Below are 24,017 nucleotides of genomic sequence, written 5' to 3'. Positions count from 1 at the left end.
ATTTTACATTAATTTCTTATATAGCGGCCTGCCATGGAAAGGCAGTGGCCGGACTTCAGGCATATTGCGGGGCGACGGCGTCCAGCGCATAGCCTGCGGAGCGCACGGTACGGATCGGATCGCCCTCGGCTTCCTCGTTCAGCGCCTTGCGCAGCCGGCGGATATGCACATCCACGGTGCGCGGCTCGACATAGACATCCGCCCCCCACACCGAGTCCAGCAGCTGCTCGCGGGAGAACACCCGGCCCTGATGCTCCAGGAAATGGCGCAGCAGGCGGAATTCGGTCGGCCCCAGATGCACATCCCGGTCCCCGCGCTTCACCTTGTGGGCGGCGATGTCCATCACGATGTCGCCGCAGCGCAGCGTCTCCGCATCGGCGGACGGCCGGGCTCGGCGCATGACGGCACGGACGCGCGCCAGCAGCTCGCTGGGGCTGAAGGGTTTGGTGACATAATCGTCGGCGCCTGCATTCAGGCCGCGCACCCGGTCGCCTTCCTCACCCCTGGCTGTCAGCATGATGATCGGGATGCTGCGGGTCTGTGGCGTGCGGCGCAGCCGGCGGCAGACCTCGATGCCGGACAGCAGCGGCAGCATCCAGTCGAGCAGGATGAGGTCAGGCCGGCGTTCGGTGGCCAGCAGCAGCCCTTCCTCGCCATCGCGCGCTTCGAGAACCTGAAAGCCCTCGCGCTCCAGATTGTAGCTCAGCAGCGTGACGATCGCGGCCTCGTCTTCGACAATCAGGATCAACGGCTTCATGGTGTGGTCCATTCTCGGCAGGCGATGGGAAATGCTTCAAGCCGCGTGCGTCAGCTCTCTGGCTCGATGACGGTGAAAGCACTGGTGTCGCCCTTCGGGCGCTCGGCGGTCAGCGGCCGGCCGGTCACCTGGTAATACAGCGTCTCGGCGATGTTGGTGGCATGGTCGCCGATGCGCTCGATGTTCTTCGCCATGAACAGAAGATGCGTACAGGGCGTGATGTTGCGCGGGTCTTCCATCATGTAGGTCAGCAATTCGCGGAACAGGCTGGTGTACATCTCGTCCACTTCCTCGTCCCGGCGCCACACCAGCAGGGCCTTCTCGGCATCCTGCTCGACATAGGCGTCCAGCACTTCCTTCAGGATCTGCTGGACCATCTTGCCCATGCGCGGAATGCCGGCCGCCGGCCGCGCCGGCGGCAGCTGGTTCAGCGCGACCGCGCGCTTGGAGATGTTGGCGGCATAATCTCCGATGCGCTCCAGATCCGCGGAAATCTTCAGGGCGCCGACGACGCGGCGCAGATCCTCGGCCAGCGGCTGGCGCAACGCCAGCATGCGAACGGTCAGATCGTTCACATCATATTCCAGCCCGTCGATCTTCAGGTCGCCCTGGATCACCCGCTCGGCGATATTGCTGTCCCGCTTTGCCAGCGACAGAATGCAGTCCTGGACCTGAGTTTCGACCAGCCCCCCCATCTGTGAGATCAGATTCATCAGCCGCTTCAACTCTTCATCGAAGGACTTAACGGTATGGGTGGGCATGAAACTTCCTTTCCACGGGCAAGAACGTCAGCGGACCGTGCGCTTGGGCTTATCAATACCGGGCTTGCACGGCATAAATACTACGTTTTGGTGACATTTTTATTACATCGATGCGGAATTCGGGTTCGCCACCCGGGCATTCAGGCGGCCGGAGCGGGCGCTGGACCAGAGATGGCCGCAGGAGAGGCGACCGGCAGATAGACCGTGAAAGTGCTGCCCTTGCCGACCTGGCTCTCGACGGCCAGCGCGCCGCGATGGCGGCTGACGATATGCTTCACGATGGCCAGTCCAAGGCCGGTGCCGCCAAGATCGCGGCTGCGCGCCTTGTCTACCCGATAAAACCGTTCCGTCAGACGCGGAATATGTTCGCGCGGAATGCCTTCGCCCTGGTCCTGGACGCGGATCAGCACAGCGCCGTGAGGCGCTTTCGGAAACGCCGCCGGCACGCTGTCGGCCCGTCGCGCCACCACGCGGATCGGGGTGCCGGGCCGGCCATATTTCGTCGCATTGTCGATCAGGTTCTGCGCAACCTGCGCCAGCTCGTCCTCGTCGCCGGTGACGGGCGGCAGCCCGGCCTCGAGCTCGAGCTGGATTGCCATGTCCTTGGTTGCGGCCTGCATGTCGAGCGTGGCTTTCACGCTGGCCAGGATGCGCGACAGGTCGGCCAGCCCCCGCGGCGGGGTATGTTCGTTCAGCTCGATACGGGAGAGTGACAACAGGTCATTCACCAGCCGCGACATGCGCAGGCTTTGCTCGTGCATGATCTCCAGGAAGCGTTCATGTGCTTCTGGATCGTCCTTGGCCGGGCCACGCAGCGTTTCGATAAAGCCGACCAGCGTGGACAGCGGCGTGCGCAGCTCATGGCTGGCATTGGCGACGAAATCGGCGCGCATCTGCTCGGTGCGCTTCATGGCCGTCAGCTCGTGCATCAGGATCAATGCCTGGCTGTTGTCCGGCCCCGGCTCGGACAGGGGCTCGACACTGACCGCGAAGCTGCGCTCGATCGGGACCAGCATGGTCATCTCGACCGTGCGCGCCCGCCGCTGCTCCAGCGCCGATTCCACCGCCTTCAGCACTTCCGGATGGCGCAGATTGCTGGCCACGGCGCGGCCCGCCAGCGCCTCGCCGAAAATCTCTCGGGCGGCCCGGTTGGTGGAGACGATGGTCGCTTCGGCATCGATCAGAAAAAGTGGATCGGGCAACGATTCCAGCGCCACATGGGCGGCATGCAGACGTTGCCGCAGGGCGGCGAGGCTTTCCGCATGTGCGCGGTGCAGCGATTCGATGCGACCGGCCAGCGGTGCAAGCGGACTGTTGGGCTCGATATCCGCCGATCCGCCTTCCACCGTCGCCTCCAGCCGGGCGATGCGCTCGAAATGGCGCTGCACCAGAAGGGCGAAGATACCGGGAGTGACGGCCCAGGCCAGCAGAGCGGGCCAGCCATTCAACAGGCCACCAGCCACCAGCATCAGCAGCACCATGCCGACCGGCAGCGACAGCAGCAGGCTGGTCTTGACGATCGCGGATCGCGATGGCCGGAATGCGGGCATGGGGGCCTCGGGCTGGCGGAAGGCTGAAACTGACTTTACAGCATAGGCCCGTAGGGATGCCGCCGGTCAACCGCCGTTTCGTTACATGACGGCGCCAACCTGCCAGGGAATGAATTCCGCATCGCCGAAGCCCTGTGCTTCGCTCTTGGATTTTTCACCGGAAGACACGCGCAGGATCAGCTCGAAAATGCGCTGGCCCATCTCCTGAATTGACACGCCGGCATCCAGCACGTCGCCGCAATTCACGTCCATATCCTCTTCCAGCTTGCGGTACATGGCGGAATTGGTGGCGAGTTTCAGCGAGGGCGAGGGCTTGTTGCCGAACACCGAGCCGCGCCCGGTGGTGAAACAGACGATATTGGCGCCGCTGGCCACCTGCCCGGTCACCGAACAGGGGTCGTAGCCCGGCGAATCCATGAAGACGAAGCCCTTGGTGTTGATCGGCTCGGCATATTTGAACACGCCGGTCAGATTGCTGGTGCCGCCCTTGGCGGCCGCGCCCAGCGACTTCTCCAGGATGGTGGTGAGGCCGCCGGCCTTGTTGCCGGGCGAGGGGTTGTTGTTCATCTCCCCGCCATTGCGCCGTGTGTATTCCTCCCACCAGCGAATGCGCTCGATCAGCTTCTCGCCGGTCTTGCGGTCGATGGCGCGGCGGGTCAGCAGATGTTCGGCGCCATAAATCTCCGGGGTTTCGGACAGGATCGCGGTGCCGCCATGCCGGACCAGCAGATCGGCCGCCGCGCCCAGCGCCGGGTTGGCGGTGATGCCGGAATAGGCGTCGGAGCCGCCGCACTGCAGGGCCAGCGTCAGATGGCTGGCTGGCAGCGCGGTGCGCTGCGCCTCGTTGGCCGCGGGCAGCATGGATTTCACGATCTCGACGCCGCGATCCACCGTCTTGCGGGTGCCGCCAATATCCTGAATCGTCATGGTCTGGAAGCGCGGGCCGCGTTCCAGCCCGTAGGCCTCCAGCAGGAAGTCGATCTGGTTCACCTCGCAGCCGAGGCCGACCATCAGGATGCCGGCGAAGTTCGGATGCCGCGCATGGCCCCACAATGTCCGCTGCAGATTGGCATAGCCCTCGCCGCTATCGGCCATGCCGCAGCCGGTGGAATGCACCAGCGCCACCACGCCATCGACGTTCGGATATTGCGCCAGAATCTCCGGCGTGATCGCGGCGGCGATATATTTCGCCACCGTGGCCGAGCAGTTCACCGAGGTCAGGATGCCGATATAGTTGCGCGTGCCGGCCATCCCGCCGGGCCGGAGGAAGCCCTGGAAGGTCGCGCGGTTGGCTTCCGGCACATAGTCGGTCGGTTTCACGGCACTGGAAAAGGCATAGTCACGCTCGAAATCGCGCATCTCGACATTATGGACATGAACATGATCGCCCGGCGCGATGTCGTCCGTCGCGAAGCCGATGATCTGGTCGTATTTGCGGATCGGCTCCCCGGCGCTGATCGGCGCCGTCGCCACCTTGTGCCCAGCCGGAATGGACGCGGCGGCGGCAATCCCTTCCGCCGGCAGGGCGGCGCCGGGCATCAGCGCCAGCCTGGCGACCACAACATTGTCCGCCGGATGCAGGCGGATGCTGAGACTCTCGGTTCCGGACATTGGCTATGCCCCTCCTACAGGGCGCCCGCCCGTGGCGGGATTTAGCGATAGATCAGGGTCGGCAGCCACAAGGAGAGCTGCGGCACGAAGGTGACCAGAATCAGCACCGTGACCAGCGGTATGAGGAACGGCGCGGTCGCGGCCACGCACCGTTCGAAGGATACGCCTGACACGCGCGAAAGCACATAGAGCACCATGCCAACCGGTGGCGTCAGCAGACCGATCATCAGGTTCAGCACCATGATGATGCCGAAATGCACCGGATCGATGCCCAGCTTCTCCACCACCGGCAGCAACACCGGCACCAGGATGGTGATGGCGGCGATGGTCTCCATGAAGCAGCCGACCACGATCAGGATTACATTGATCATCAGCAGGATCAGGATCGGGTTTTCGGTGATGTGCAGCACCAGATCGGCAAACTGTTCGGTGGCGCGTGTGCTGGTCAGGATCCAGGCGAAGATCGAGGCGCCGGCGACAATCAGCAGGATGATCGCCGTGGTCTCGATGGTGTCCATGGTGACGCGCACGATGCGCCGCCAGCCCAGCGTGCGATAGACCAGCACGCCCAGCAGCAAGGCGTAGAACACGGCGGCGATGGCCGCCTCTGTCGGGGTGAACAGGCCGAATAGGATGCCGCCGATGATGATGACCGGGGTCATCAGCGATGGAATGGCATAGAAAAAGCTCATGACCAGGCGGCGCACCGAGAAGGCGGCATCACGCGGATAGCCGCGCCGGCGCGAATACCAGGCCACCATGATCATCAGCGCGACGGCCATCAGCAGGCCCGGGATGAAGCCGGCGGCGAACAGCTGGCCGATGGAGGCATTGGCCATGACGCCATAGATCACGATGGGCAGCGAGGGCGGGATGATCGGCCCGATGGTCGAGGAGGCGGCGGTGACACCGACGGCGAATTCGTCGTCATAGCCGGCATCGCGCATTGCCTTGATCTCGATGGTACCGAGACCACCGGCATCGGCCACCGCCGCGCCAGACATGCCGGCGAAGATCACGCTGGCGCCGATATTCACATGGCCCAGGCCGCCGCGCATCCAGCCGACGCAGGCCTTGGCGAAGTCGAAGATGCGGTTGGTGATGCCGGCCGAGTTCATCAGATTGCCGGCCAGGATGAAGAACGGAATCGCCAGCAACGGGAAGCTGTCCACGCCGTTGATCATCCGGTGCAGCACCACCACGTCCGGGGCGCTGCCGGCCAGCAGGATGTAGATCAGCGAGGAGCCGCACAGCGCGACCGCGACAGGCACGCCCATGATGAGCATGCCGAAAACCATCACGAAGAGCAGGGTCAGCAGCAAGGTGCGGCCTCCGACTGGATAGAAAAGAGGGAAAGGCTGGCGGCGTCAGTCCGTCGTCTTGATGGCGCCGGTCGGCTGCGTCAGGTCGCTATAGCCCTGGCGCCAGTGCTTCAGCGCGACCAGCACGGCATAGATCGTCATGCCAACGAAACCGGCCACCACAACCCAGTAGACGATGGATTTCGGCAGATCGACCACGGCCATGTACTGCCGGGTGCGCATCGCCAGCTTGATGCAGATCCAGGTGGCGGCGGCGTAAAAGACGATATTGCCGAGATCGACCAGGGTGGACAGGGCGCGGCCAACATTGACCGACAGGTAGCGGTAGAAGAACTGCACCGCGATATGGGTGTTCTTGCGCGTCGCGATGATGGAGCCGAGGAAACCGACGCCGATCAGCAGATAGCGGGCGATTTCCTCGGTCCAGCCAATGGAATTGTTCAGCGCGTAACGGGTAAAGAACTGCAGGAAAACGACGCCGGCCAGCGCCCAGAACACCAGCAGGTTGACGATATCCTCCGGCCGGAAGTCGGAAAGATCGACCGCCGAATCAGGCTCATCCTCGGGAAACAGCTGGGTTTTCGCGATTTCATCGCTCATCGCAGGATTCCGCTTCTGGGGCCAGTTAATGGATCGGGCCGGCGTCGCGCTTCGCTTACTTCAGCGCCTGCAGCTTGTCGTAGGTGGCCTTGTCCCAGGTCGCGGACGGGCCGTTATGCAGCTTCACCACGGCCTCGCGGAACGGGCCGCGATCCACCTTGTTCACGGTGACGCCTTCCTTCACGAACCAGTCGGCCAGCTTCTGCTCCGACTCGACGATATCGGCGGTCGCCTTGGCGGCGGCCTCCTTCAGCACGCTGGCGAAGATCTTCTGATCCTCCGGCTTCATGCTGTCCCAGCGCGTGCCGCTGACGATGGTCAGCAGGGCGTCGGTGATGTGGCCGGTCAGGTTGATGTGCTTCTGCACCTCATAGAATTTCTTGGCCTGGATGGTCGGCAGCGGGTTTTCCTGCGCGTCGGCCACGCCCTGCTGCAGGGCCAGATAGACCTCGGCGAAGGCGATCGGCGTCGGATTGGCGCCCACGGCTTCCGGGAACATCCGGTAGAGCGGCGCGTCCGGTACGCGGATCTTCAGGTTCTTCATGTCCTCGGGCTTGAGGATCGGCTTGTTCGAGGTGACGTGGCGCTGGCCGTAATAGGTGAGCGCCAGCACGGTATGGCCGGTCTTCTTGCGATAGCCTGCGGACAGTTCCTGGAACAGGTCGCTGGCGGCGTAGGACTTCCAGTGATCGAGGTCGCGGAACATGAAGGGCGCGCCGGAAATCGCGATCGGCCCGTAGAACCGGCCGGCGAACAGGGCGCCGGTATAGATGATGTCCACCGTGCCGAGGCCGAGGCCTTCATTGATGTCGGATTCCTTGCCGAGCGAGGAGGCCGGGAAGACCTCGATCTCATAGCGGCCATTGGTCTGCTTCTTGATCTCCTCAGCCGCCCACAGCGCCCGCTTGTGATAGGGCTCGGTGGTTTCGTACACATGGGCGTATTTCAGCTTCTCGGCGGCTTGCGCGCCGGAAAGCCCGGCAACGCCGACAATGGCGGCTGCGGCAAGAGACAATACGAGTCTTTTCATTTTGGTTTCCTCCCATTCCCTGTTTTTAAGGCGCAGTTGAGTCTGGCCGTACGATCATTAGTTATTAGTTTTTATGCGTGCAGCGTAAGTCGGAAAAACAGAAAAGGGCAAGGGTTCTAAGAACCCCTGCCCTTTTCGACGGTCAATCCTGCCGATTCACGGCAGGCCGGCTATGCGTCAGCGTACCGCGTCGTGCGCCGCCAGGGCTGCCGCGTTCACAATGTCGGAGACGTTGGCGCCCATCTGCACGATCTGCGCCGGTTTCTCCAGTCCGATCAGCAGCGGTCCGATAACCGAGGCGCCCGACAGTTCCTGCATCAGCTTGTAGGAAATATTGGCCGAATGCAGGGCCGGCATGATCAGGATATTGGCCGCCCCGGTCAGCCGGCAGAACGGGTAGAGCTTGCGCAGTTCGGGGTTCAGCGCGACATCGGCGGACATTTCGCCGTCATATTCGAAATCGACCTTGCGGCTGTCGAGGATCTCCACCGCCTCGCGGATGCGCAGCGCCTTCTCGCGGTTCGGATTGCCGAAATTGGAGAAGGACAGCAGCGCCACCCTCGGCTCGTGGCCCAGCGTCCGTGCCTTGGCCGCGGTCTGCACGGCGATGTCGGCCAGCTCCTCCGCGCTCGGCAGTTCATGCACCGAGGTGTCGGCGATGAACACGGTGCGGTTGGCGGCCACCACCATGGCCAGCGCGAACAGCAGCTGGCCCGGCTGCGGATCGATGACGCGGGTAATGTCCTCGAAACAGACCGAGAAGCTGCGGGTCAGGCCGGTGACCATCGCGTCGGCGTCGCCACTGGCCACCATGCAGGCGGCAAAGACGTTGCGGTCCTGGTTCACCAGGCGCTGGCAGTCGCGATAGAGCGTGCCCTTACGCTGCACGCGCCTGTAGAGGAAATCGGTGTATTTCTTGTTGTTGGTCGACAGGCGCGCATTATGCACCTCGATGCCGCCCGGATCGTTCAGGCCGATCTGCGCCATGGTGGCGCGCACCCGGTCCTCGCGGCCGACCAGCACCGGCGTGCCGTAGCCTGCATTCTTGAACAGCACGGCGGCGCGGATCGTCGGCTCCTCCTCGCCCTCGGCGAAGACGACGCGCTTGGGCTGCTCCACGACCCGTTCGAAGATGCGTTGCAGATTGGAGGCGGTCGGGTCGAGGCGGGCCGACAGTTCCTTGCGATAGGCCCGCATGTCGGTGATCGGCTTGCGCGCCACCCCGCTATCCATCGCCGCCTGGGCGACGGCGGAGGAAACCGCGACGATAAGGCGCGGGTCGAACGGCGCAGGGATGATGTATTCCGGTCCATAGCGCAGGCGCTGGCCGGAATAGGCCTTGTCCACCTCATCCGGCACATCCTCGCGGGCCAGCGCGGCAATCGCCTCGGCGGCGGCGATCTTCATCTGGTCGTTGATCTCGCTCGCCTGCACATCCAGCGCGCCGCGGAAGATATAAGGGAAGCCCAGGACATTGTTCACCTGGTTCGGATAGTCCGACCGGCCGGTGGCGACGATGGCGTCGGGCCGCACCTCCTTCACCTCTTCCGGCGTGATCTCCGGGTCCGGGTTGGCCATGGTGAAGATGATCGGCTTTTCGCCCATCTTCTTCACCATCTCCTGGGTTACCGCCCCCTTGGCCGACAGGCCGAAGAACACATCCGCCCCGGCCATGGCGTCATCCAGCGTGCGCGCCTTGGTCTCGGCGGCATGGGCCGATTTCCACTGGTTCATGCCCTCGGTGCGGCCCTTGTAGATGACGCCCTTGGTGTCGCACATGATGACGCTGTCATGCGGCATGCCCATCGCCTTCACCAGCTCGGCGCAGGCGATGCCCGCCGCGCCGGCGCCGTTGATGACCATCTTGGCCTGCTTGATGTCGCGCCCGGAGATATGCAGTGCGTTGATGATGCCCGCAGCCGCTATGATCGCGGTGCCATGCTGGTCGTCATGGAACACCGGGATGTCCATCAGCTCGCGCAGGCGCTGCTCGATGATGAAGCATTCCGGCGCGCGGATATCCTCCAGATTGATGCCGCCGAAGCTGGGCGACAGGAAGCGCACGGCGTTGACGAATTCCTCGACATCCTTGGTATCGACTTCCAGATCGATGGAATCGACGTCGGCGAAGCGCTTGAACAGCACCGCCTTGCCTTCCATCACCGGCTTGGAGGCCAGCGCGCCGATATCGCCCAGCCCCAGCACCGCGGTGCCATTCGAGATCACCGCCACGAGGTTGCCCTTGGAGGTGTACTCATAGGCAAGGCGCGGATCTTTCTCGATATGCAGGCAGGGCACGGCGACGCCCGGCGAATAGGCCAGCGACAGGTCGCGCTGGGTGGTCAGCGGCTTGGTCGGCGCGATCGAGATCTTGCCCGGCCGGCCGGTGGAATGGAAGGCGAGCGCCTCCTCGTCGGTGATGCGCTTGTTGGTGTTCTCGGTGCTGTCCATAGACGGAATCCTCGGGTTTCCTCCGGCGCGATGATGGCGCCACTTTTCTTCCCCAACAGGCTACTTGGGCGAAAGTGGCATTACCAGCGGCTCTTTCGCAGGACCGGCTTGCGGCCTTCCGGGTAGCGGACGCGAAATGCTATGGTCGGCGACCGCCACCGAAACCCTTGCGATGCCGCCTTGAACGCTCAGACAGATATCCCCCCGGGGGCCGCCCCGGAACCTGCCGCCACCACGCCGATGCTGGCGCATTACATCGAGACCAAGCGGTCGCATCCCGACTGCCTGCTGTTCTATCGGATGGGCGATTTCTACGAGCTGTTCCTGGACGACGCGGTCACCGCCGCCGCCGCGCTGGACATCACGCTGACCAAGCGCGGCCAGCATGCCGGCCAGGACGTGCCGATGTGCGGCGTGCCGGTGCATGCCTATGACGCCTATCTCTCGCGCCTCGTCCGGCAGGGCTACAAGGTGGCGATCTGCGAGCAGGTCGAGGATCCCGCCGAGGCGAAGAAGCGCGGCGGCAAGTCGCTCGTGAAGCGCGAGGTGGTGCGCATCGTCACGCCGGGCACGGTGACCGAGGATGCACTGCTCGACGCACGGCGCAACAATCATCTGGTTTGCCTGGCAGACGCGCAAGGCAAGCTGGGCCTCGCCTGGGTCGATATGTCCACCGGCGAGTTCCAGGTGCAGCCGGTGGCGGAGGCGGCGGTGGCGGCTGCGCTGGCCCGGCTCGACCCGCAGGAATTGCTGCTCCCCGACCGGCTGTTGCAGCGCGAGGGGCTTTTCGAGGCCTTTGCCGACTGGAAGCAGGTGATGACGCCGCAGCCCGGCTCGCGCTTCGACAGTGTGGCCGGCGAGAAGCGGCTGATGGCTCTCTATGAGGTGCAGGCGCTGGACAGTTTCGGCGTGTTCGAGCGGGCCGAGCTGGCCGCCGCCGGGGCGCTGGTGGACTATGTCGAGCTGACGCAGAAGGGCAAGCTGCCGCGCCTGTCCGCGCCGCGCCGGTTGCAGGCCGGTGCGGTCATGGAGATCGACGCGGCGACGCGCCGCTCGCTGGAGCTGACCCGCACCCAGACCGGCGAGCGCAAGGGCAGCCTGCTGGCCGTCATCGACTGCACGGTGACCGGGACCGGCGCGCGGCTGCTGGCGGCCTGGCTGGCCGCACCGCTGACCGAGGTGCCGGCCATCGAGGACCGGCTCGACCGGGTACAGCTCTTCTTCGACCAGGAATCATTGCGCGCGAAGCTGCGCGAGACGCTGAAGCGCTGCCCGGATATCGAGCGCGCGCTGACAAGGCTGACGCTGGACCGGGGCGGCCCGCGCGACCTGGCGGCGATCCGCGACGCGCTGGCGGAAAGTGCGGTGCTGCGCGATCTGGCGGGCGCACCATCGCTGGCGCCGCTGCCGAAGGGGATCGCCCAGGCGCTCGACGATCTTGGCCGGCATGGCCCGCTGGTGGACCGTCTCGCCCGCGCGCTGGCGGCCGATCTGCCGGTGCTGACCCGCGATGGCGGCTTCATCGCGCCGGGCTACGCGCCGGAGCTGGACCAGCTGCGCACGCTGCGCGACGAGAGCCGCCGGCTGATCGCCGGATTACAGGCGCGCTACCAGCAGGAGACCGGGGTTTCCAGCCTGAAGATCAAGCACAACAACGTGTTGGGCTATTTCATCGAGGTCTCGACCAATCACGGCGACAAGCTGCTGGCCCACGAGGATTTCATCCACCGCCAGACCATGGCGAGCGCGGTGCGTTTCACCACGGTGGAACTGGGCGAGCTGGAACAGAAACTCTCCAGCGCCGCCGACAAGGCGCTGGCGGTGGAGCTGGCGCTGTTCCGCGATCTGGTCGGCGAGGTGACGGCCCATGCCGACGCCATCGCGCTAGCCGCCAGCGCCATCGCCCGGCTGGATGTCGCCTCGGCGCTGGCCGAGCTGGCCACCGACAACCGCTATGTCCGCCCGGAAATGACGGAGGGCACTGAGTTCGCCATCGCCGGCGGCCGCCATCCGGTGGTTGAGGCCGCCCTGCAGGCGGCGGGCGAACGCTTCGTCGGCAATGACTGCGTGCTGGAGGGCGAGAAGCGGCACTGGCTGCTGACCGGTCCGAACATGGCCGGCAAATCGACCTTCCTGCGGCAGAATGCGCTGATCGCCATCCTGGCGCAGATCGGCGGCTTCGTGCCGGCGGAGACGGCGCGGATCGGGGCAGTGGACAGGCTGTTCAGTCGGGTGGGTGCCGCCGACGATCTGGCGCGTGGGCGTTCCACCTTCATGGTCGAGATGGTGGAGACCGCGGCGATCCTGAACCAGGCCGGCCCGCGCTCGCTGGTCATCCTGGATGAGATCGGCCGCGGCACGGCGACCTATGACGGGCTCTCCATCGCCTGGGCGACGGTCGAGCATCTGCACGCGGTCAATCGCTGTCGCACACTGTTCGCCACGCATTATCACGAGCTGACGCAGCTGGCGGAGAAGCTGGAAAACCTCGCCTGTCACACCATGCGGGTGAAGGAATGGCAGGATGAGATCGTCTTCCTGCACGAGGTGGGGCCGGGCGCTGCCGACCGCTCCTATGGCATCCATGTCGCCAAGCTGGCCGGCTTGCCGGCGCCGGTTGTCGCCCGCGCCGAAACCGTGCTGAAGAAGCTGGAGGAAGGCGAGACGGGTGCCTCCTCCTCCCGCATCGCCGAGGATCTGCCGCTGTTCGCCGCCATGGTGCAGCGCCCGGTCGCAGCGCCGGCACAGCCCGCCGGCCCTTCGCCCGCCGAGGCGGCGCTGGCCGGGATCAATCCCGACGAGCTGACGCCGCGCCAGGCGCTCGACGCGCTCTACCGGCTGAAGGGGCTGGCGGGGGAGTGATCCCTACAGGATGAACTTGCTGAGGTCGGCGTTCTTGGCGAGGTCGCCGACATGCTTCTGCACGAAGGCGGCATCCACGGTGATGGTCTCGCCGGCCTTGTCGGTGGCGGTGAAGCTCACCTCCTCCAGCAGCCGTTCCATGACGGTGTGCAGCCGGCGCGCGCCGATATTCTCGACCGAGGCGTTCACCTCCGCCGACAGGGTGGCCAGCGCGTCGATGGAGTCCTCGGTGAAGTCGAGCGTCACCTGCTCGGTCGCCAGCAGCGCTACATATTGCTTGATCAGGCTGGCCTCCGGCTCGGTCAGGATGCGCTTGAAATCGTCGCGGGTCAGCGCCTGCAACTCGACACGGATCGGCAGCCTTCCCTGCAGCTCCGGCAGCAGGTCGGACGGTTTCGCCAGGTGGAAGGCACCCGACGCGATGAACAGGATATGGTCGGTCTTCACCGGGCCACGCTTGGTGGCGACCGTGGTGCCCTCGATCAGCGGCAGCAGGTCGCGCTGCACGCCCTCGCGGCTGACATCGGCGCCGGAACGCTCGGAGCGCGCGCAGATCTTGTCGATCTCGTCGAGGAACACGATGCCGTTCTGCTCCACCGCCTGGATCGCCTCGCGCACGATCGCATCCTCTTCCAGCAGTTTGTCCGCCTCCTCCTCGATGAGCAGGGTGTAGCTGTCGGAGACCGAGAGCTTCTTCTTCTGGGTGCGCTGGCCGAACGCCTTCCCGAAAATGTCGTTCAGATTGATCATGCCCATCTGCGCGCCGGGCATGCCGGGAATATCCATGGTCGGCATCGCCGAACCGCTGGTGTCGGTCACCTCGATCTCGATCTCGCGGGCATCGAGCTGGCCCTCGCGCAGCATCTTGCGGAAGCGGTGGCGGGTATCGGCAGCGGCGCCCTCGCCGACCAGTGCGGTGATGACACGCTCCTCGGCGGCAAGCTGTGCCTTGGCCTCGACCTCGGCGCGCAGGCGCTCGCGGGTCTGGGTGATGGCGATCTCCAGCAGGTCGCGCACGATCTGCTCGACATCGCGGCCGACATAACCGACCTCGGTGAATTTGGTGGCCTCGACCTTCATGAACGGGGCCTGCGCCAGCTTGGCGAGGCGGCGGGCGATCTCGGTCTTGCCGACGCCGGTCGGGCCGATCATCAGGATGTTCTTCGGCAGCACCTCCTCGCGCAGCGCCTCGGGCAGCTGCTGGCGGCGCCAGCGGTTGCGCAGCGCAATGGCGACGGCACGCTTGGCGTCATTCTGGCCGACGATGTAGCGGTCGAGTTCGGAGACGATCTCGCGGGGGGTGAAAGCGGTCATGGTGGAATTCTGTCTCTATCGGGTCGGAATGCGTTAGATGGGACTTTTGCGGAACGGAAACTAGGGTTGCACGGCAAAAGCGGCGGGCAGCGCCATGTTCTTTTCCGCCAGCACGGTGCGCAGCCGGTCGGGATAGTCGGTAATGATACCGTCCACCCCGCGCTCGATGAGATTGGCCATGTCCTGCGGATCGTTCACTGTCCAGGGAATGACCTGAAGCCCAAGCGCGTGCGCCGCCGTCAGATCCTCGTCCGTCAGGTCGCGGAAGAAGGGCGACCAGATCGCGCCGCCGGCTTCCTTGATGGCCTTCGGTGCGGAGCCGGCGAAATCGTCGATATCCAGCCCGCCCATCCAGGGTGAGGTGCCGGGCCGGCCGCGCTGGATATTGTCGTTGCGGCCGCGCGCGATGGTCAGGTAGGCGGTCTTCAGCGCTGGTTCCAGCTGCTGCGCCTGCATCGGCACCGCCCAGTCGAAGGATTGCAGGGTGGTGCGCCCGGCAATGCCGAGCCGCACGATTTCCGCCACCGCCGCTCGCGTGAAGGTTTCACGATCCACGGTCAGCTCCGGCCGCGTCGGGTTCACCTTCACCTCGATGTTGAAGCGCATGGCGGTGGCACCGGCGCGTTCGGTCAGCGCGACCACCTCGGCCAGCGTCGGCATGGGTGTGCCGGGCACCGCCTGCTGATCCTTGAAATTGCCGGCATAGCCGCTGCCGGGGCGCAGCGTGCCGACATCGTAGGATTGCACCTGCGCCAGCGTCAGATCGCGGATCAGCGGGCCGTCCTCGCCGAAATAGGCGCCGTCCGGGCCGCGCACGAGGTCGCCATTCAGCCTCGGATCGTGGGTGACGACCAACTGCCCGTCGGCGGTCATCGCCAGGTCGAGTTCCAGCGTGGTTACGCCCAGGCTCAACGCCCTGGCGAAGCCGGGTAGCGAATTTTCCGGCAGCAGCCCGCGCGCGCCGCGATGGCCCTGCAGATCAAACGCGACAGCAGGACCGGCGCTCAGCAGCAGCGCCAGCGCCGCGATCAGGGTTATTCCCCTCACAGGCTTTCCAGCGTGACGTTGGTGTTGGTGTAAACGCAGATATCGGCGGCGATGCCCATGGCGCGGCGCGCCACCGCCTCGGCGTCCATATCCTCGCGGTCGATCAGCGCGCGGGCGGCGGCGAGCGCGTACATGCCGCCGGAGCCGATGGCGATGATGCCGTCCTCCGGTTCCAGCACGTCGCCGGTACCCGAGAGGATCAGCGAGACATTCTGGTCGGCCACCGCCATCATCGCCTCCAGTCGGCGCAGATAGCGGTCGGTGCGCCAGTCTTTCGCCAGCTCGACGCAGGCGCGGGTCAGCTGGGTCGGATATTGCTCCAGCTTCGCCTCCAGCCGCTCGAACAGGGTGAAGGCGTCGGCGGTGGCGCCGGCAAAGCCGGCCAATACCGCGCCGTTGGCCAGCGGGCGCACCTTGCGCGCGTTCGACTTGATGACGGTCGAACCGAGACTGACCTGGCCGTCGCCGGCGACGACCACCCGGCCGCCCTTGCGTACGGAAAGGATCGTTGTGCCGTGCCAGACGGCCTGGTTGCTATCGGACATGAAGGCTTGCTTTCGTTGCGGGTGGGCGGGCGTCAGGGAGACCCGCCGAAACTAGCAGAGCATGTTGGGCCGCGCGATCCTTCGGTCAAGATGCCGCCTGCCCTTGGCCCGGGGCCTCGCAACTGCTACATAAGCCTCGTTCTGATCATTCCAGCGAGGAGAGTGCCGATGCGCGAGGGCAGCGTCGTGCGCAATACCAAGGAAACCCGCATCTCCGTCGAGCTCAACCTCGATGGCACGGGCGTCTATGACGTGAAGACCGGGATCGGCTTCCTCGATCATATGCTGGAGCAGCTATCGCGCCACTCGTTGATCGACCTGAAGGTCCGCGCGGAAGGCGATCTGCACATCGATTATCACCACACCACCGAGGATAGCGGGATCGCCATCGGCGAGGCCTTCTCCAAGGCGCTGGGCGAGCGCAAGGGCATCACCCGCTATGGTTCGGCACTGATTCCGATGGACGAGACGCTGACCCGCGTGGCGCTGGATTGCTCGAACCGGCCCTATCTGATCTGGAAGGTGAATTTCACCCGGCCGAAGCTGGGCGAGATGGATACCGAACTGTTCAAGGAATGGTTCCAGGCCTTCGCCCAGGCCGGCGGGGTGACGCTGCATGTGGAGAATCTCTACGGCGAGAATAATCACCACATCGTCGAGAGCTGCTTCAAGGCACTGGCCCGCAGCCTGCGCCAGGCCATCGAGATCGACCCGCGCAAGGCCGATGCCGTGCCCTCGACCAAGGGCGTCCTCGGCGGCACGCTCTAGGAGGCGGCGATGACAGGGAAGAAGCGGGCCGTCATCATCGATTACGGCTCCGGCAACCTTCGTTCGGCGGCCAAGGCCTTCGAGCGCGCGGCGCGCGACAATGGCATCGATGCCGAGGTGACAGTCACCGACGAGGCGGCGGTGCTGGCCACGGCCAGCCATATCGTGCTGCCCGGCGTCGGCGCCTTCGCCGATTGCAAGCGCGGCCTGACAGCGGTGCCCGGCATGATCGAGGCGCTGGAGGCGCAGGTGATCCAGGGCGGCAAGCCGTTCCTCGGCATCTGCGTCGGCATGCAGCTGATGGCGGATCGCGGCCTGGAATTCGAGACCAGCCAGGGGCTGGGCTGGATTCCCGGCGACGTGGTGGCGCTGACGCCGTCGGACAAGACGCTGAAAGTGCCGCATATGGGCTGGAACGAGCTGGAGCTGAACGGCGCGGAGCATCCGGTGCTGGCCGGCATCCGCTCAGGCGACCATGCCTATTTTGTGCATTCCTATCATCTGGCGGTTGCCGATCCGGCACATAGGCTGGCGACGGTCGATTATGGCGGGCCGGTCACCGCCATCATCGGGCGCGATAATCTGGTCGGCACGCAGTTCCATCCGGAAAAGAGCCAGGAGGCCGGCTTGCGGCTGATCGCCAATTTCCTGGGCTGGACACCATGACGGAAATCGCGGTCAGGACATCGGCCGAGCGGCTGGAAGAATTCTCCGGGAACGATCTCGAGGATTTGTGCGACGCCACCGAGGGCGCCATTCTGGATGGCGGCGGCTTCGGCTGGGTGACGCCGCCGGCGCGCCATGTGCTGGAAGCCTACTGGCGCGGCGTGCTGCTGGTGCCGGAGCGGCACTTGTTCGTCGGCCGGCTGGACGGCACCATCGCGGCGGCGGCGCAGACTCTGCGCCCGGCCCGCAATAATGAGGCGCAGGCTTTCGCCTTGCAGCTGACCGGTCATTTCGTGGCGCCCTGGGCGCGCGGGCATGGTCTGGCGCGCGCCATTGTCGTGGCTGCCGAGCAGGCGGCGCGGGCCTGGGGCTTCCGCAGCATCAACCTTGATGTGCGCGACAGCCAGTCGGCGGCGATCAAGCTTTACGAATCGCTGGGCTATGTGCGCTGGGGCACGCATCCCTATTATGCCCGGGTGGGGGGCGACATTATCGCCGGCCATTTCTATTACAAGAACCTCAGCGAGACCGAGGCGCCGAAGCAGGAGATTCCGCTGTCATGATCCTCTACCCCGCCATCGACCTGAAGGGCGGCGAGTGTGTCCGCCTGCTGCATGGCGAGATGGACAAGGCCACCGTGTTCAGCGACGACCCGGGCGCGCAGGCCGCCAAGTTCCAGGCCGCCGGCTGCCAGTGGCTGCATGTGGTCGATCTCGACGGCGCCTTCGCCGGCAAGGCGGTGAACGAGGTGGCGGTGCGCTCGATCCTTGCCGCCGTCTCGGTGCCGGTGCAGCTTGGCGGCGGCATCCGCGATCATGCCGGAATCGAGCGCTGGCTGGCGGCCGGCATTTCCCGAATCATCCTGGGCACGGCGGCGCTGCGCAACCCGCAGCTGGTCATCGAGGCCTGCAAGGCGCATCCGGGCCGGATCGCGGTGGGCATCGACGCGCGCGGCGGCCGGGTGGCGGTCGAGGGCTGGGCCGAAACCTCGGACGTGACCGCGCTCGACCTCGCGCGCCGCTTCGAGGATGCCGGCGTTGCCGCCATCATCTATACCGATATCGACCGCGATGGCGCCCTGCAGGGTGTGAATGTACAGGCGACCGCCGATCTGGCGCGTGCCATCTCGATCCCGGTCATCGCCTCGGGCGGCGTCGCCTCACTGGACGATCTGCGGGGTCTGATGGCGGTGGCCGAGTCCGGCATCGAGGGCGTGATCAGCGGCCGCGCGCTCTATGATGGGCGCATCGACCTGACGCAGGCGATTGCCGTTCTCGATGGGAAGGAGGCCGCCTGACATGCTGAAGACCCGCATCATCCCCTGCCTCGACGTGAAGGGCGGGCGCGTCGTGAAGGGCGTGAACTTCGTCGATCTGCGTGATGCCGGCGATCCGGTCGAGCAGGCAAGGCTCTATGACCGTGAGGGCGCGGACGAGCTGTGCTTCCTCGACATCACCGCCTCTTCCGACAATCGCGGCATCATCCTCGATGTGGTGTCGCGCACCGCCGAGCAATGCTTCATGCCGCTGACCGTCGGCGGCGGCGTGCGCACGCTCGACGATATCCGCAAGCTGCTGCTGGCCGGGGCCGACAAGGTGTCGATCAACACCGCCGCCGTGAAGGACCCGGATTTCGTGCGTCAGGCCGCCCAGAAGTTCGGCAGCCAGTGCATCACCGTGGCGGTGGACGCCAAGCGCGCCGGCGATGGCTTCGAGGTGTTCACCCATGGTGGCCGCAACGCCACCGGCATTGAGGCGGTCGGCTGGGCGCAGCGCATGATGGAATATGGCGCCGGCGAAATCCTGCTGACCTCGATGGACCGCGACGGCACCAAACAGGGCTTCGACCTGCCGCTGACCCGCGCCATCGCCGATGCCGTCACCATCCCGGTCATCGCCTCGGGCGGTGTCGGCAATCTGCAGCATTTGATCGAGGGCGTGACCGAGGGTCATGCCTCGGCGGTTCTGGCGGCCTCAATCTTCCATTTCGGCGAATACCGCATCGCCGAGGTGAAGGCGGCGATGGCGGCCGCCGGCATTCCCGTCAGACTGACCCCGGAAAGGCAGGCGGCATGAGCCAGAGCACGCTGGACGAACTGTTCCGTATCCTGGAATCGCGCAAGGATGCCGATCCCGACGTCAGCTATACGGCGAAGCTGCTGGGCGACCGCAAGAAGATCGCCAAGAAGCTGGGCGAGGAGGGCGTCGAGGCGGCGCTGGAAGTGCTGATGGGTGACCGCGACAAGCTGGTCTCGGAAAGCGCCGACGTGCTCTATCACCTGCTGGTGTCCTGGGTGGCGCTGGGCATTCAGCCGGAAGAGGTCTGGCGCTCGCTGGAGGCGCGCATGGGCCGCTCCGGCCTGGAGGAGAAGAAGTCCCGCAAGGCGGACTGACTGGTAACAGGGGGAAGCACGATGGCCTACGATCCGAACAACATCTTCGCCCGCATCCTGCGCGGCGAGATTCCCTGCAAGAAAATCGCCGAGGACGAGCACACGCTCGCCTTCCACGACATCAATCCGATGGCGCCGGTGCATGCGCTGGTGATTCCGAAGGGGGCCTATATCTCCTTCGACGATTTCTCGGCAAACGCCTCGGAGGCGGAAATCGCGGCGCTGATCCGCATGGTCGGCAAGGTGGCGCGCGATCTGGGCTGCGCCGAGGCCGGCTACCGCATCCTCTCCAACATCGGCCAGAACGGCCATCAGGAAGTGCCGCACCTCCATATCCATGTGTTCGGCGGCGCCTCGCTGGGCCGCATGATCAACAAGGTGACGGCGTAAAGCAAAACCCCCGCCGGAGCGGGGGTTTTTTTTACCGGATATATCCGCCTACTTCCTACTTCGCCGTCTTGTCGCGCTCGATGGCGGCGGTGATCATGGCCCGCGCCTGCTCGGCATCGCCCCAGCCATTCACCCGGACCCACTTGTTCGGCTCCAGATCCTTATAGTGGGTGAAGAAGTGCTCGATCTGCTGCAACAGCACCTCGCGCACATCCTTGTAGCTGGCGATATTGTTGTAATAGGGGTGCAGTTCGTCCACCGGGACGGCCAGAATCTTCTCGTCTGGCCCCTTCTCGTCTTCCATCAGCATGACGCCGACCGGGCGCGACCGCATCACCGAGCCCGGCACCACCGGCACATTGCCCAGCACCAGCACATCGACCGGATCGCCATCCTCGGACAGGGTGTGCGGGACGAAGCCGTAATTGGCCGGGTAATACATGGCGGTGTGCAGGAAGCGATCGACGAACATCGCGCCGGATTCCTTGTCCACCTCATACTTCACGGGCGCGCCGCCAAGCGGAATCTCGACGATGACATTCACGTCGTAAGGCGGGTTCTTGCCGATCGAAATCTTGCTGATGTCCATAACGGTCTCGCTGGCTGAATAGGCTGCAGGCCGCAAGGGCCGGAGTTGGCGCGCATCCTACGCATTTGTTGCGGCGCAGCAAGCCTTGTCGCACCGCTGCGGCAAAAATTCACTCGGCGGGACGGTCCTGGCGCAGCGCAGCGGCGTGTGCCGGCAGCGCGCGCATCAGCCAGATCAGCATCACAAGGCCGGGCAGTGCGGCCACCGCCGACAGCAGGAAGAAGCCGACCCAGTCCATGTGATCGGCCAGCCAGCCGCCGGAGGAGGCCAGCACGGTGCGCGCGAAGGCCATCAGCGAGCTGAGCAGCGCATATTGCGTCGCCGTATAGGCAACGTTGCACAGGCTGGAGAGATAGGCGACGAAGGCCGCCGTGCCCATGCCGCCGGTCAGATTCTCCAGGCCGATGGTCACGGTCAGCAGGGCAAGGTCGTAGCCGGCCATCGCCTGCACCGCGAACATCAGGTTGGAGGCCATCTGCAGCACGCCGCAGACCATCAGGCTTTTCAGCAGGCCGAACCTGGCCACCATGATGCCGCCGATCAGCCCGCCGGCGAGCGTCGCCACCAGGCCGAACAGCTTGGAGACATTGGCGATCTCGATCTTGGAGAAGCCCATCTCGATATAGAACGGGTTGGCCATCACGCCGGCCAGCGCGTCACCGAACTTGTACAGCACGATGAACAGCAGGATCGCCAGCCAGGACGGCCGCGTCAGGAAATCGGCGAAGGGGGCGACCACCGCGCCGTGCAGCCAGGCGGCGAGACCCGGCGTGCCCTCCTGTGCCGGCTGGCCATCCGCCGGTTCCGGACTCAGCAGGATGGCGAGACTGCCGGTGAGCGCGAGGACCGCCATGATCGCGTAGGTCGCGAACCAGCCATGGAAGGCAGCGAGATAGAGCGATCCCGCCCCCGCCACCAGCATGCCCATGCGATAGCCGAACACCAGGATGCCCGCCCCCGCACCCTGCTGGCGCGTCTCCAGGCTTTCCACGCGGAAAGCGTCGATCACGATGTCCTGGCTGGCGGAGAAGAAGGCGACCAGCAGCGCGAAGATCGCAGTGCGGCCCGCATCGACCGCGGGATCGCTGGCGCCGAGGCCGAGGATCGCCAGCACGAGGCCGGCCTGGCAGGCCAGCATCCAGCCGCGCCGGCGGCCGAACAGCCCGGTCAGCACCGGGATCGGCAGGCGGTCGATCAGCGGCGCCCAGGCGAATTTGAAGGTATAGGGCGCGCCGACCAGGGCGAACAGGCCGATGGCGGTCTTGGAGACGCCGGATTCGGCCAGCCACACGGTCAGCGTGGACAAGGTCAGCAGCAGCGGCAGGCCACTGGCGAAACCGAGGAAGAACTGGGTAAGGACCGGCCGTTCCAGATAGATGGTGGAGTCCGCCAGCCAACCTCTCAGGCTACGGACGAAACGGCCCGCCAGACCACCCGTTGCGTTCACGCATGCACCTTGTCCGCCACCAGCTCTGCCAGGGACCGTTCCGGACGGGCACCGAAATGCGAGATCACCTCGGCGGCGGCCAGCGCGCCCAGCGAACCGCAGACCGCGACCGGCAGGCCGCGGGTCAGCCCGTACAGGAAGCCGCTGGCGTACAGATCACCGGCGCCGGTGGTGTCCATCACCGCCTCGACCGGCTCGGCATCCAGCACATGCACCTCGTCTGCGGTGACGATCACCGCGCCCTTCTCGCTGCGGGTCAGCGCCGCGACCTCGACCTTGCCGCGGATCGCCTGCATCGCGTCGTCGAAGCTGGCGACTTCGAACAGCGCCTTGATCTCCGCCTCGTTGGCGAACAGCACATCGACATGCTTTTCCACCAGCGCGCGGAATTCCCGGCGGTGGCGTTCCACGCAGAAGGCATCCGACAGCGACAGCGCAACCTTGCGGCCGGCCTCATGCGCCGCGTTCGCCGCCTTCAGGAAGGCGGCCTTGGCCTGCGGCGGATCCCACAGATAGCCTTCGAGATAGGTGTAGGCGGAGGCCGCGACGAGATCGGTATCCACATCGTCGGGCGTCAGCTCGATACAGGCGCCAAGAAAAGTGTTCATGGTGCGCTGCGCGTCCGGGGTCACCAGAATCAGGCAGCGCGCGGTCGGCGGCCCGTCACTGGCGGATGCGGTCTCGAAGCTGACACCGGCTGCCTTCATGTCGTGGCGGAAGATGTTTCCCAGCGTATCGTTGCGCACCTTGCCAATGAAGGCGCCGCGCCCGCCCAGCGAGGCGATGCCATGCAGCGTGTTGGCCGCCGATCCGCCGGACATCTCCACCCCTGGTCCCATCTGGGCATAGAGACGTTCCGCCTGTTCCGCATCGATCAGCCGCATCGCCCCCTTGTCCAGGCCGTGGGTTTCCAGGAAGGCATCGTCGGTGCGGCTGAGCACGTCCACGATGGCATTGCCGATGCCGAGAACGTCGAAGCGGGTTTCTGTCATTACTTTATCTTCCCGGCGGATGGCCAAGCTTGCGGAATCATCGTCGATGGCGTGGCAGTATAACCGCCGCGCCGCTGGCAACAAGTGGCGCTTGCCGTTGCCCTTTGCCATTCCGATCTCTACGGGATTCTGCCCCTAACCGAAAGCTGCCTTCCATGCTGGACGCCCTTCTGAAAGCCCTCAGGCAATTCTCCGATCCGCGGCTGCGCAGCGTGGTGTGGCTGGGCATCGGTGCGGCGGCGCTGGTGTTCGGCTTGCTGTTCTGGGCCATCGGCTGGCTGCTGTCGGGGGTCAGCCTGACCGATCTCGGTCTGTCGCCGGAAACCGCGTCGCCGTTCGAATATCCGTTCCGCCTGCTGGTCGATGTGCTGGGCGGACTGGCGGTGCTGGGGCTGACCTGGCTGCTGTTCCCCGTGGTGGCGACGGCAGTGAGCGGGATTTTCCTGGATCGCGTCGCAGTCGCCGTGGAGGACCGCCACTATCCGGGGCTGCCGGCGGCGCGCGAGCAAGGCATCGTCGAAGCAGTTGCAATGGCGGCGCGGTTCCTTGCGCTGTCGCTGTTGCTCAATCTTCTGGCCTTGCCGGTTTATCTCCTTTTGCCCGCCGTCAATTTTTTGCTGTTTTATTTGCTGAACGGCTATCTGATCGGGCGTGAGTATTTTGAACAGGCCGCGCTGCGCCGCCTCGACCCGGCAGAGGCTGCCGCGTTGCGGAAACGGTATGGTGCGCGCATCGTGACGCTCGGCGCGCTGTTTGCCTTCCTCATGACGATTCCCCTGGTGAATCTGATGGCGCCGGTTTTCGCAACTGCGGCCATGATTCATCTATTCGAGGGCTTGCGGCGGCAAGCAAATCCGGCATAATTTCGAAGCCATAATGTTCGGCTTGTCCGAAGCCGTACGGAAACCATTAATAATTTATTT

At 65.2% G+C, this 24,017-nt stretch carries 23 protein-coding genes; 9 read left to right on the top strand and 14 right to left on the bottom strand.

The genetic code is table 11. From position 1 onward, the window contains the following. Positions 1 to 55 precede the first annotated feature (55 nt). From phoB to BKM74_RS00785, 8 genes are all read right to left on the bottom strand, one after another. Positions 56 to 769 carry a phosphate regulon transcriptional regulator PhoB gene (phoB, locus tag BKM74_RS00820; RefSeq protein ID WP_086463803.1) on the bottom strand — a complete coding sequence of 238 codons (714 nt, stop codon included), beginning with the start codon at positions 767 to 769 and terminating at the stop codon, positions 56 to 58. A 38-nt stretch (positions 770 to 807) separates the two neighbouring features. After that, positions 808 to 1,518 (bottom strand): phosphate signaling complex protein PhoU, encoded by a 711-nt coding sequence (phoU, locus tag BKM74_RS00815; protein ID WP_086463802.1) that lies wholly within the window; start codon positions 1,516 to 1,518, stop codon positions 808 to 810. Positions 1,519 to 1,658: 140 nt separating this feature from the next. Further along, positions 1,659 to 3,068 (bottom strand): ATP-binding protein, encoded by a 1,410-nt coding sequence (locus BKM74_RS00810; protein WP_086463801.1) that lies wholly within the window; start codon positions 3,066 to 3,068, stop codon positions 1,659 to 1,661. 81 nt (positions 3,069 to 3,149) lie between these two features. Next, the gene (locus BKM74_RS00805; RefSeq protein WP_086463800.1) at positions 3,150 to 4,679 is read right to left on the bottom strand and encodes a UxaA family hydrolase; all 1,530 of its coding nucleotides are present in this window, start codon (positions 4,677 to 4,679) and stop codon (positions 3,150 to 3,152) included. A 41-nt stretch (positions 4,680 to 4,720) separates the two neighbouring features. Continuing rightward, a complete protein-coding gene (locus tag BKM74_RS00800; protein WP_086463799.1) occupies positions 4,721 to 6,001 on the bottom strand; it encodes a TRAP transporter large permease in 1,281 nt (426 codons plus the stop codon). Between the two features lie 45 nt (positions 6,002 to 6,046). Beyond that, positions 6,047 to 6,601: a TRAP transporter small permease gene (locus BKM74_RS00795; RefSeq protein ID WP_086463798.1), complete on the bottom strand. Its 555-nt coding sequence runs from the start codon at positions 6,599 to 6,601 to the stop codon at positions 6,047 to 6,049. Positions 6,602 to 6,656: 55 nt separating this feature from the next. After that, on the bottom strand, positions 6,657 to 7,631 hold the full coding sequence (locus tag BKM74_RS00790) for a sialic acid TRAP transporter substrate-binding protein SiaP (RefSeq protein ID WP_176342327.1): 975 nt from the start codon (positions 7,629 to 7,631) through the stop codon (positions 6,657 to 6,659). A gap of 177 nt (positions 7,632 to 7,808) precedes the next feature. Further along, positions 7,809 to 10,082: an NADP-dependent malic enzyme gene (locus BKM74_RS00785; protein ID WP_086463796.1), complete on the bottom strand. Its 2,274-nt coding sequence runs from the start codon at positions 10,080 to 10,082 to the stop codon at positions 7,809 to 7,811. 240 nt (positions 10,083 to 10,322) lie between these two features. Here BKM74_RS00785 and mutS point away from each other — a divergent pair, with 240 nt between their 5' ends. After that, on the top strand, positions 10,323 to 12,944 hold the full coding sequence (gene mutS / locus BKM74_RS00780) for a DNA mismatch repair protein MutS (RefSeq protein WP_086463795.1): 2,622 nt from the start codon (positions 10,323 to 10,325) through the stop codon (positions 12,942 to 12,944). 3 nt (positions 12,945 to 12,947) lie between these two features. On the opposite strand, the gene hslU is transcribed toward mutS, so the two are convergent. From hslU to hslV, 3 genes are read right to left on the bottom strand one after another with little or no spacing between them, the layout of a single operon-like run. Then, positions 12,948 to 14,258, bottom strand: coding sequence for an ATP-dependent protease ATPase subunit HslU (hslU, locus tag BKM74_RS00775; RefSeq protein WP_086463794.1), 1,311 nt, complete (start codon positions 14,256 to 14,258; stop codon positions 12,948 to 12,950). A gap of 60 nt (positions 14,259 to 14,318) precedes the next feature. Then, positions 14,319 to 15,305, bottom strand: a complete 987-nt coding sequence (locus BKM74_RS00770; protein WP_245825696.1) for a glycerophosphodiester phosphodiesterase — start codon at positions 15,303 to 15,305, stop codon at positions 14,319 to 14,321. Continuing rightward, positions 15,302 to 15,850: an ATP-dependent protease subunit HslV gene (gene hslV / locus BKM74_RS00765; protein ID WP_086463793.1), complete on the bottom strand. Its 549-nt coding sequence runs from the start codon at positions 15,848 to 15,850 to the stop codon at positions 15,302 to 15,304. The genes BKM74_RS00770 and hslV overlap by 4 nt, the downstream gene beginning before the upstream one ends. Before the next feature lie 168 nt (positions 15,851 to 16,018). Here hslV and hisB point away from each other — a divergent pair, with 168 nt between their 5' ends. From hisB to BKM74_RS00730, 7 genes are read left to right on the top strand one after another with little or no spacing between them, the layout of a single operon-like run. Then, a complete protein-coding gene (gene hisB, locus BKM74_RS00760; protein WP_086463792.1) occupies positions 16,019 to 16,618 on the top strand; it encodes an imidazoleglycerol-phosphate dehydratase HisB in 600 nt (199 codons plus the stop codon). A gap of 9 nt (positions 16,619 to 16,627) precedes the next feature. Then, a complete protein-coding gene (hisH, locus tag BKM74_RS00755; protein ID WP_086463791.1) occupies positions 16,628 to 17,284 on the top strand; it encodes an imidazole glycerol phosphate synthase subunit HisH in 657 nt (218 codons plus the stop codon). Next, a complete protein-coding gene (locus BKM74_RS00750) occupies positions 17,281 to 17,847 on the top strand; it encodes a GNAT family N-acetyltransferase (RefSeq protein WP_086463790.1) in 567 nt (188 codons plus the stop codon). The genes hisH and BKM74_RS00750 overlap by 4 nt, the downstream gene beginning before the upstream one ends. Next, a complete protein-coding gene (hisA, locus tag BKM74_RS00745) occupies positions 17,844 to 18,581 on the top strand; it encodes a 1-(5-phosphoribosyl)-5-[(5-phosphoribosylamino)methylideneamino]imidazole-4-carboxamide isomerase (protein ID WP_086463789.1) in 738 nt (245 codons plus the stop codon). The genes BKM74_RS00750 and hisA overlap by 4 nt, the downstream gene beginning before the upstream one ends. A gap of 1 nt (position 18,582) precedes the next feature. Beyond that, positions 18,583 to 19,359 (top strand): imidazole glycerol phosphate synthase subunit HisF, encoded by a 777-nt coding sequence (gene hisF, locus BKM74_RS00740; RefSeq protein WP_086463788.1) that lies wholly within the window; start codon positions 18,583 to 18,585, stop codon positions 19,357 to 19,359. Next, positions 19,356 to 19,676 (top strand): phosphoribosyl-ATP diphosphatase, encoded by a 321-nt coding sequence (locus BKM74_RS00735; RefSeq protein ID WP_086463787.1) that lies wholly within the window; start codon positions 19,356 to 19,358, stop codon positions 19,674 to 19,676. Before hisF ends, BKM74_RS00735 begins: the two co-directional genes overlap by 4 nt. 21 nt (positions 19,677 to 19,697) lie before the next feature. Further along, a complete protein-coding gene (locus BKM74_RS00730; protein ID WP_086463786.1) occupies positions 19,698 to 20,066 on the top strand; it encodes a histidine triad nucleotide-binding protein in 369 nt (122 codons plus the stop codon). A gap of 55 nt (positions 20,067 to 20,121) precedes the next feature. Here the strand turns inward: BKM74_RS00730 and ppa are convergent, their stop codons facing one another. The 3 genes from ppa to BKM74_RS00715 form a co-directional block, all read right to left on the bottom strand. Next, entirely contained in the window at positions 20,122 to 20,655 is a 534-nt protein-coding gene (gene ppa / locus BKM74_RS00725) for an inorganic diphosphatase (protein ID WP_086463785.1), read from the bottom strand. A gap of 109 nt (positions 20,656 to 20,764) precedes the next feature. Further along, positions 20,765 to 22,102: an AmpG family muropeptide MFS transporter gene (locus BKM74_RS00720; protein WP_245825693.1), complete on the bottom strand. Its 1,338-nt coding sequence runs from the start codon at positions 22,100 to 22,102 to the stop codon at positions 20,765 to 20,767. After that, the gene (locus tag BKM74_RS00715) at positions 22,099 to 23,094 is read right to left on the bottom strand and encodes an adenosine kinase (protein WP_086463784.1); all 996 of its coding nucleotides are present in this window, start codon (positions 23,092 to 23,094) and stop codon (positions 22,099 to 22,101) included. Before BKM74_RS00715 ends, BKM74_RS00720 begins: the two co-directional genes overlap by 4 nt. Positions 23,095 to 23,249: 155 nt before the next feature. On the opposite strand from BKM74_RS00715, the gene BKM74_RS00710 reads away from it, so the two are divergent. Next, on the top strand, positions 23,250 to 23,957 hold the full coding sequence (locus BKM74_RS00710) for an EI24 domain-containing protein (RefSeq protein WP_086463783.1): 708 nt from the start codon (positions 23,250 to 23,252) through the stop codon (positions 23,955 to 23,957). Positions 23,958 to 24,017 lie beyond the last annotated feature (60 nt).

The organism is Oceanibaculum nanhaiense (assembly GCF_002148795.1).
Classification (GTDB): Bacteria; Pseudomonadota; Alphaproteobacteria; order Oceanibaculales; family Oceanibaculaceae; genus Oceanibaculum; species Oceanibaculum nanhaiense.
This window is presented reverse-complemented; position numbering and strand designations above follow the sequence as displayed.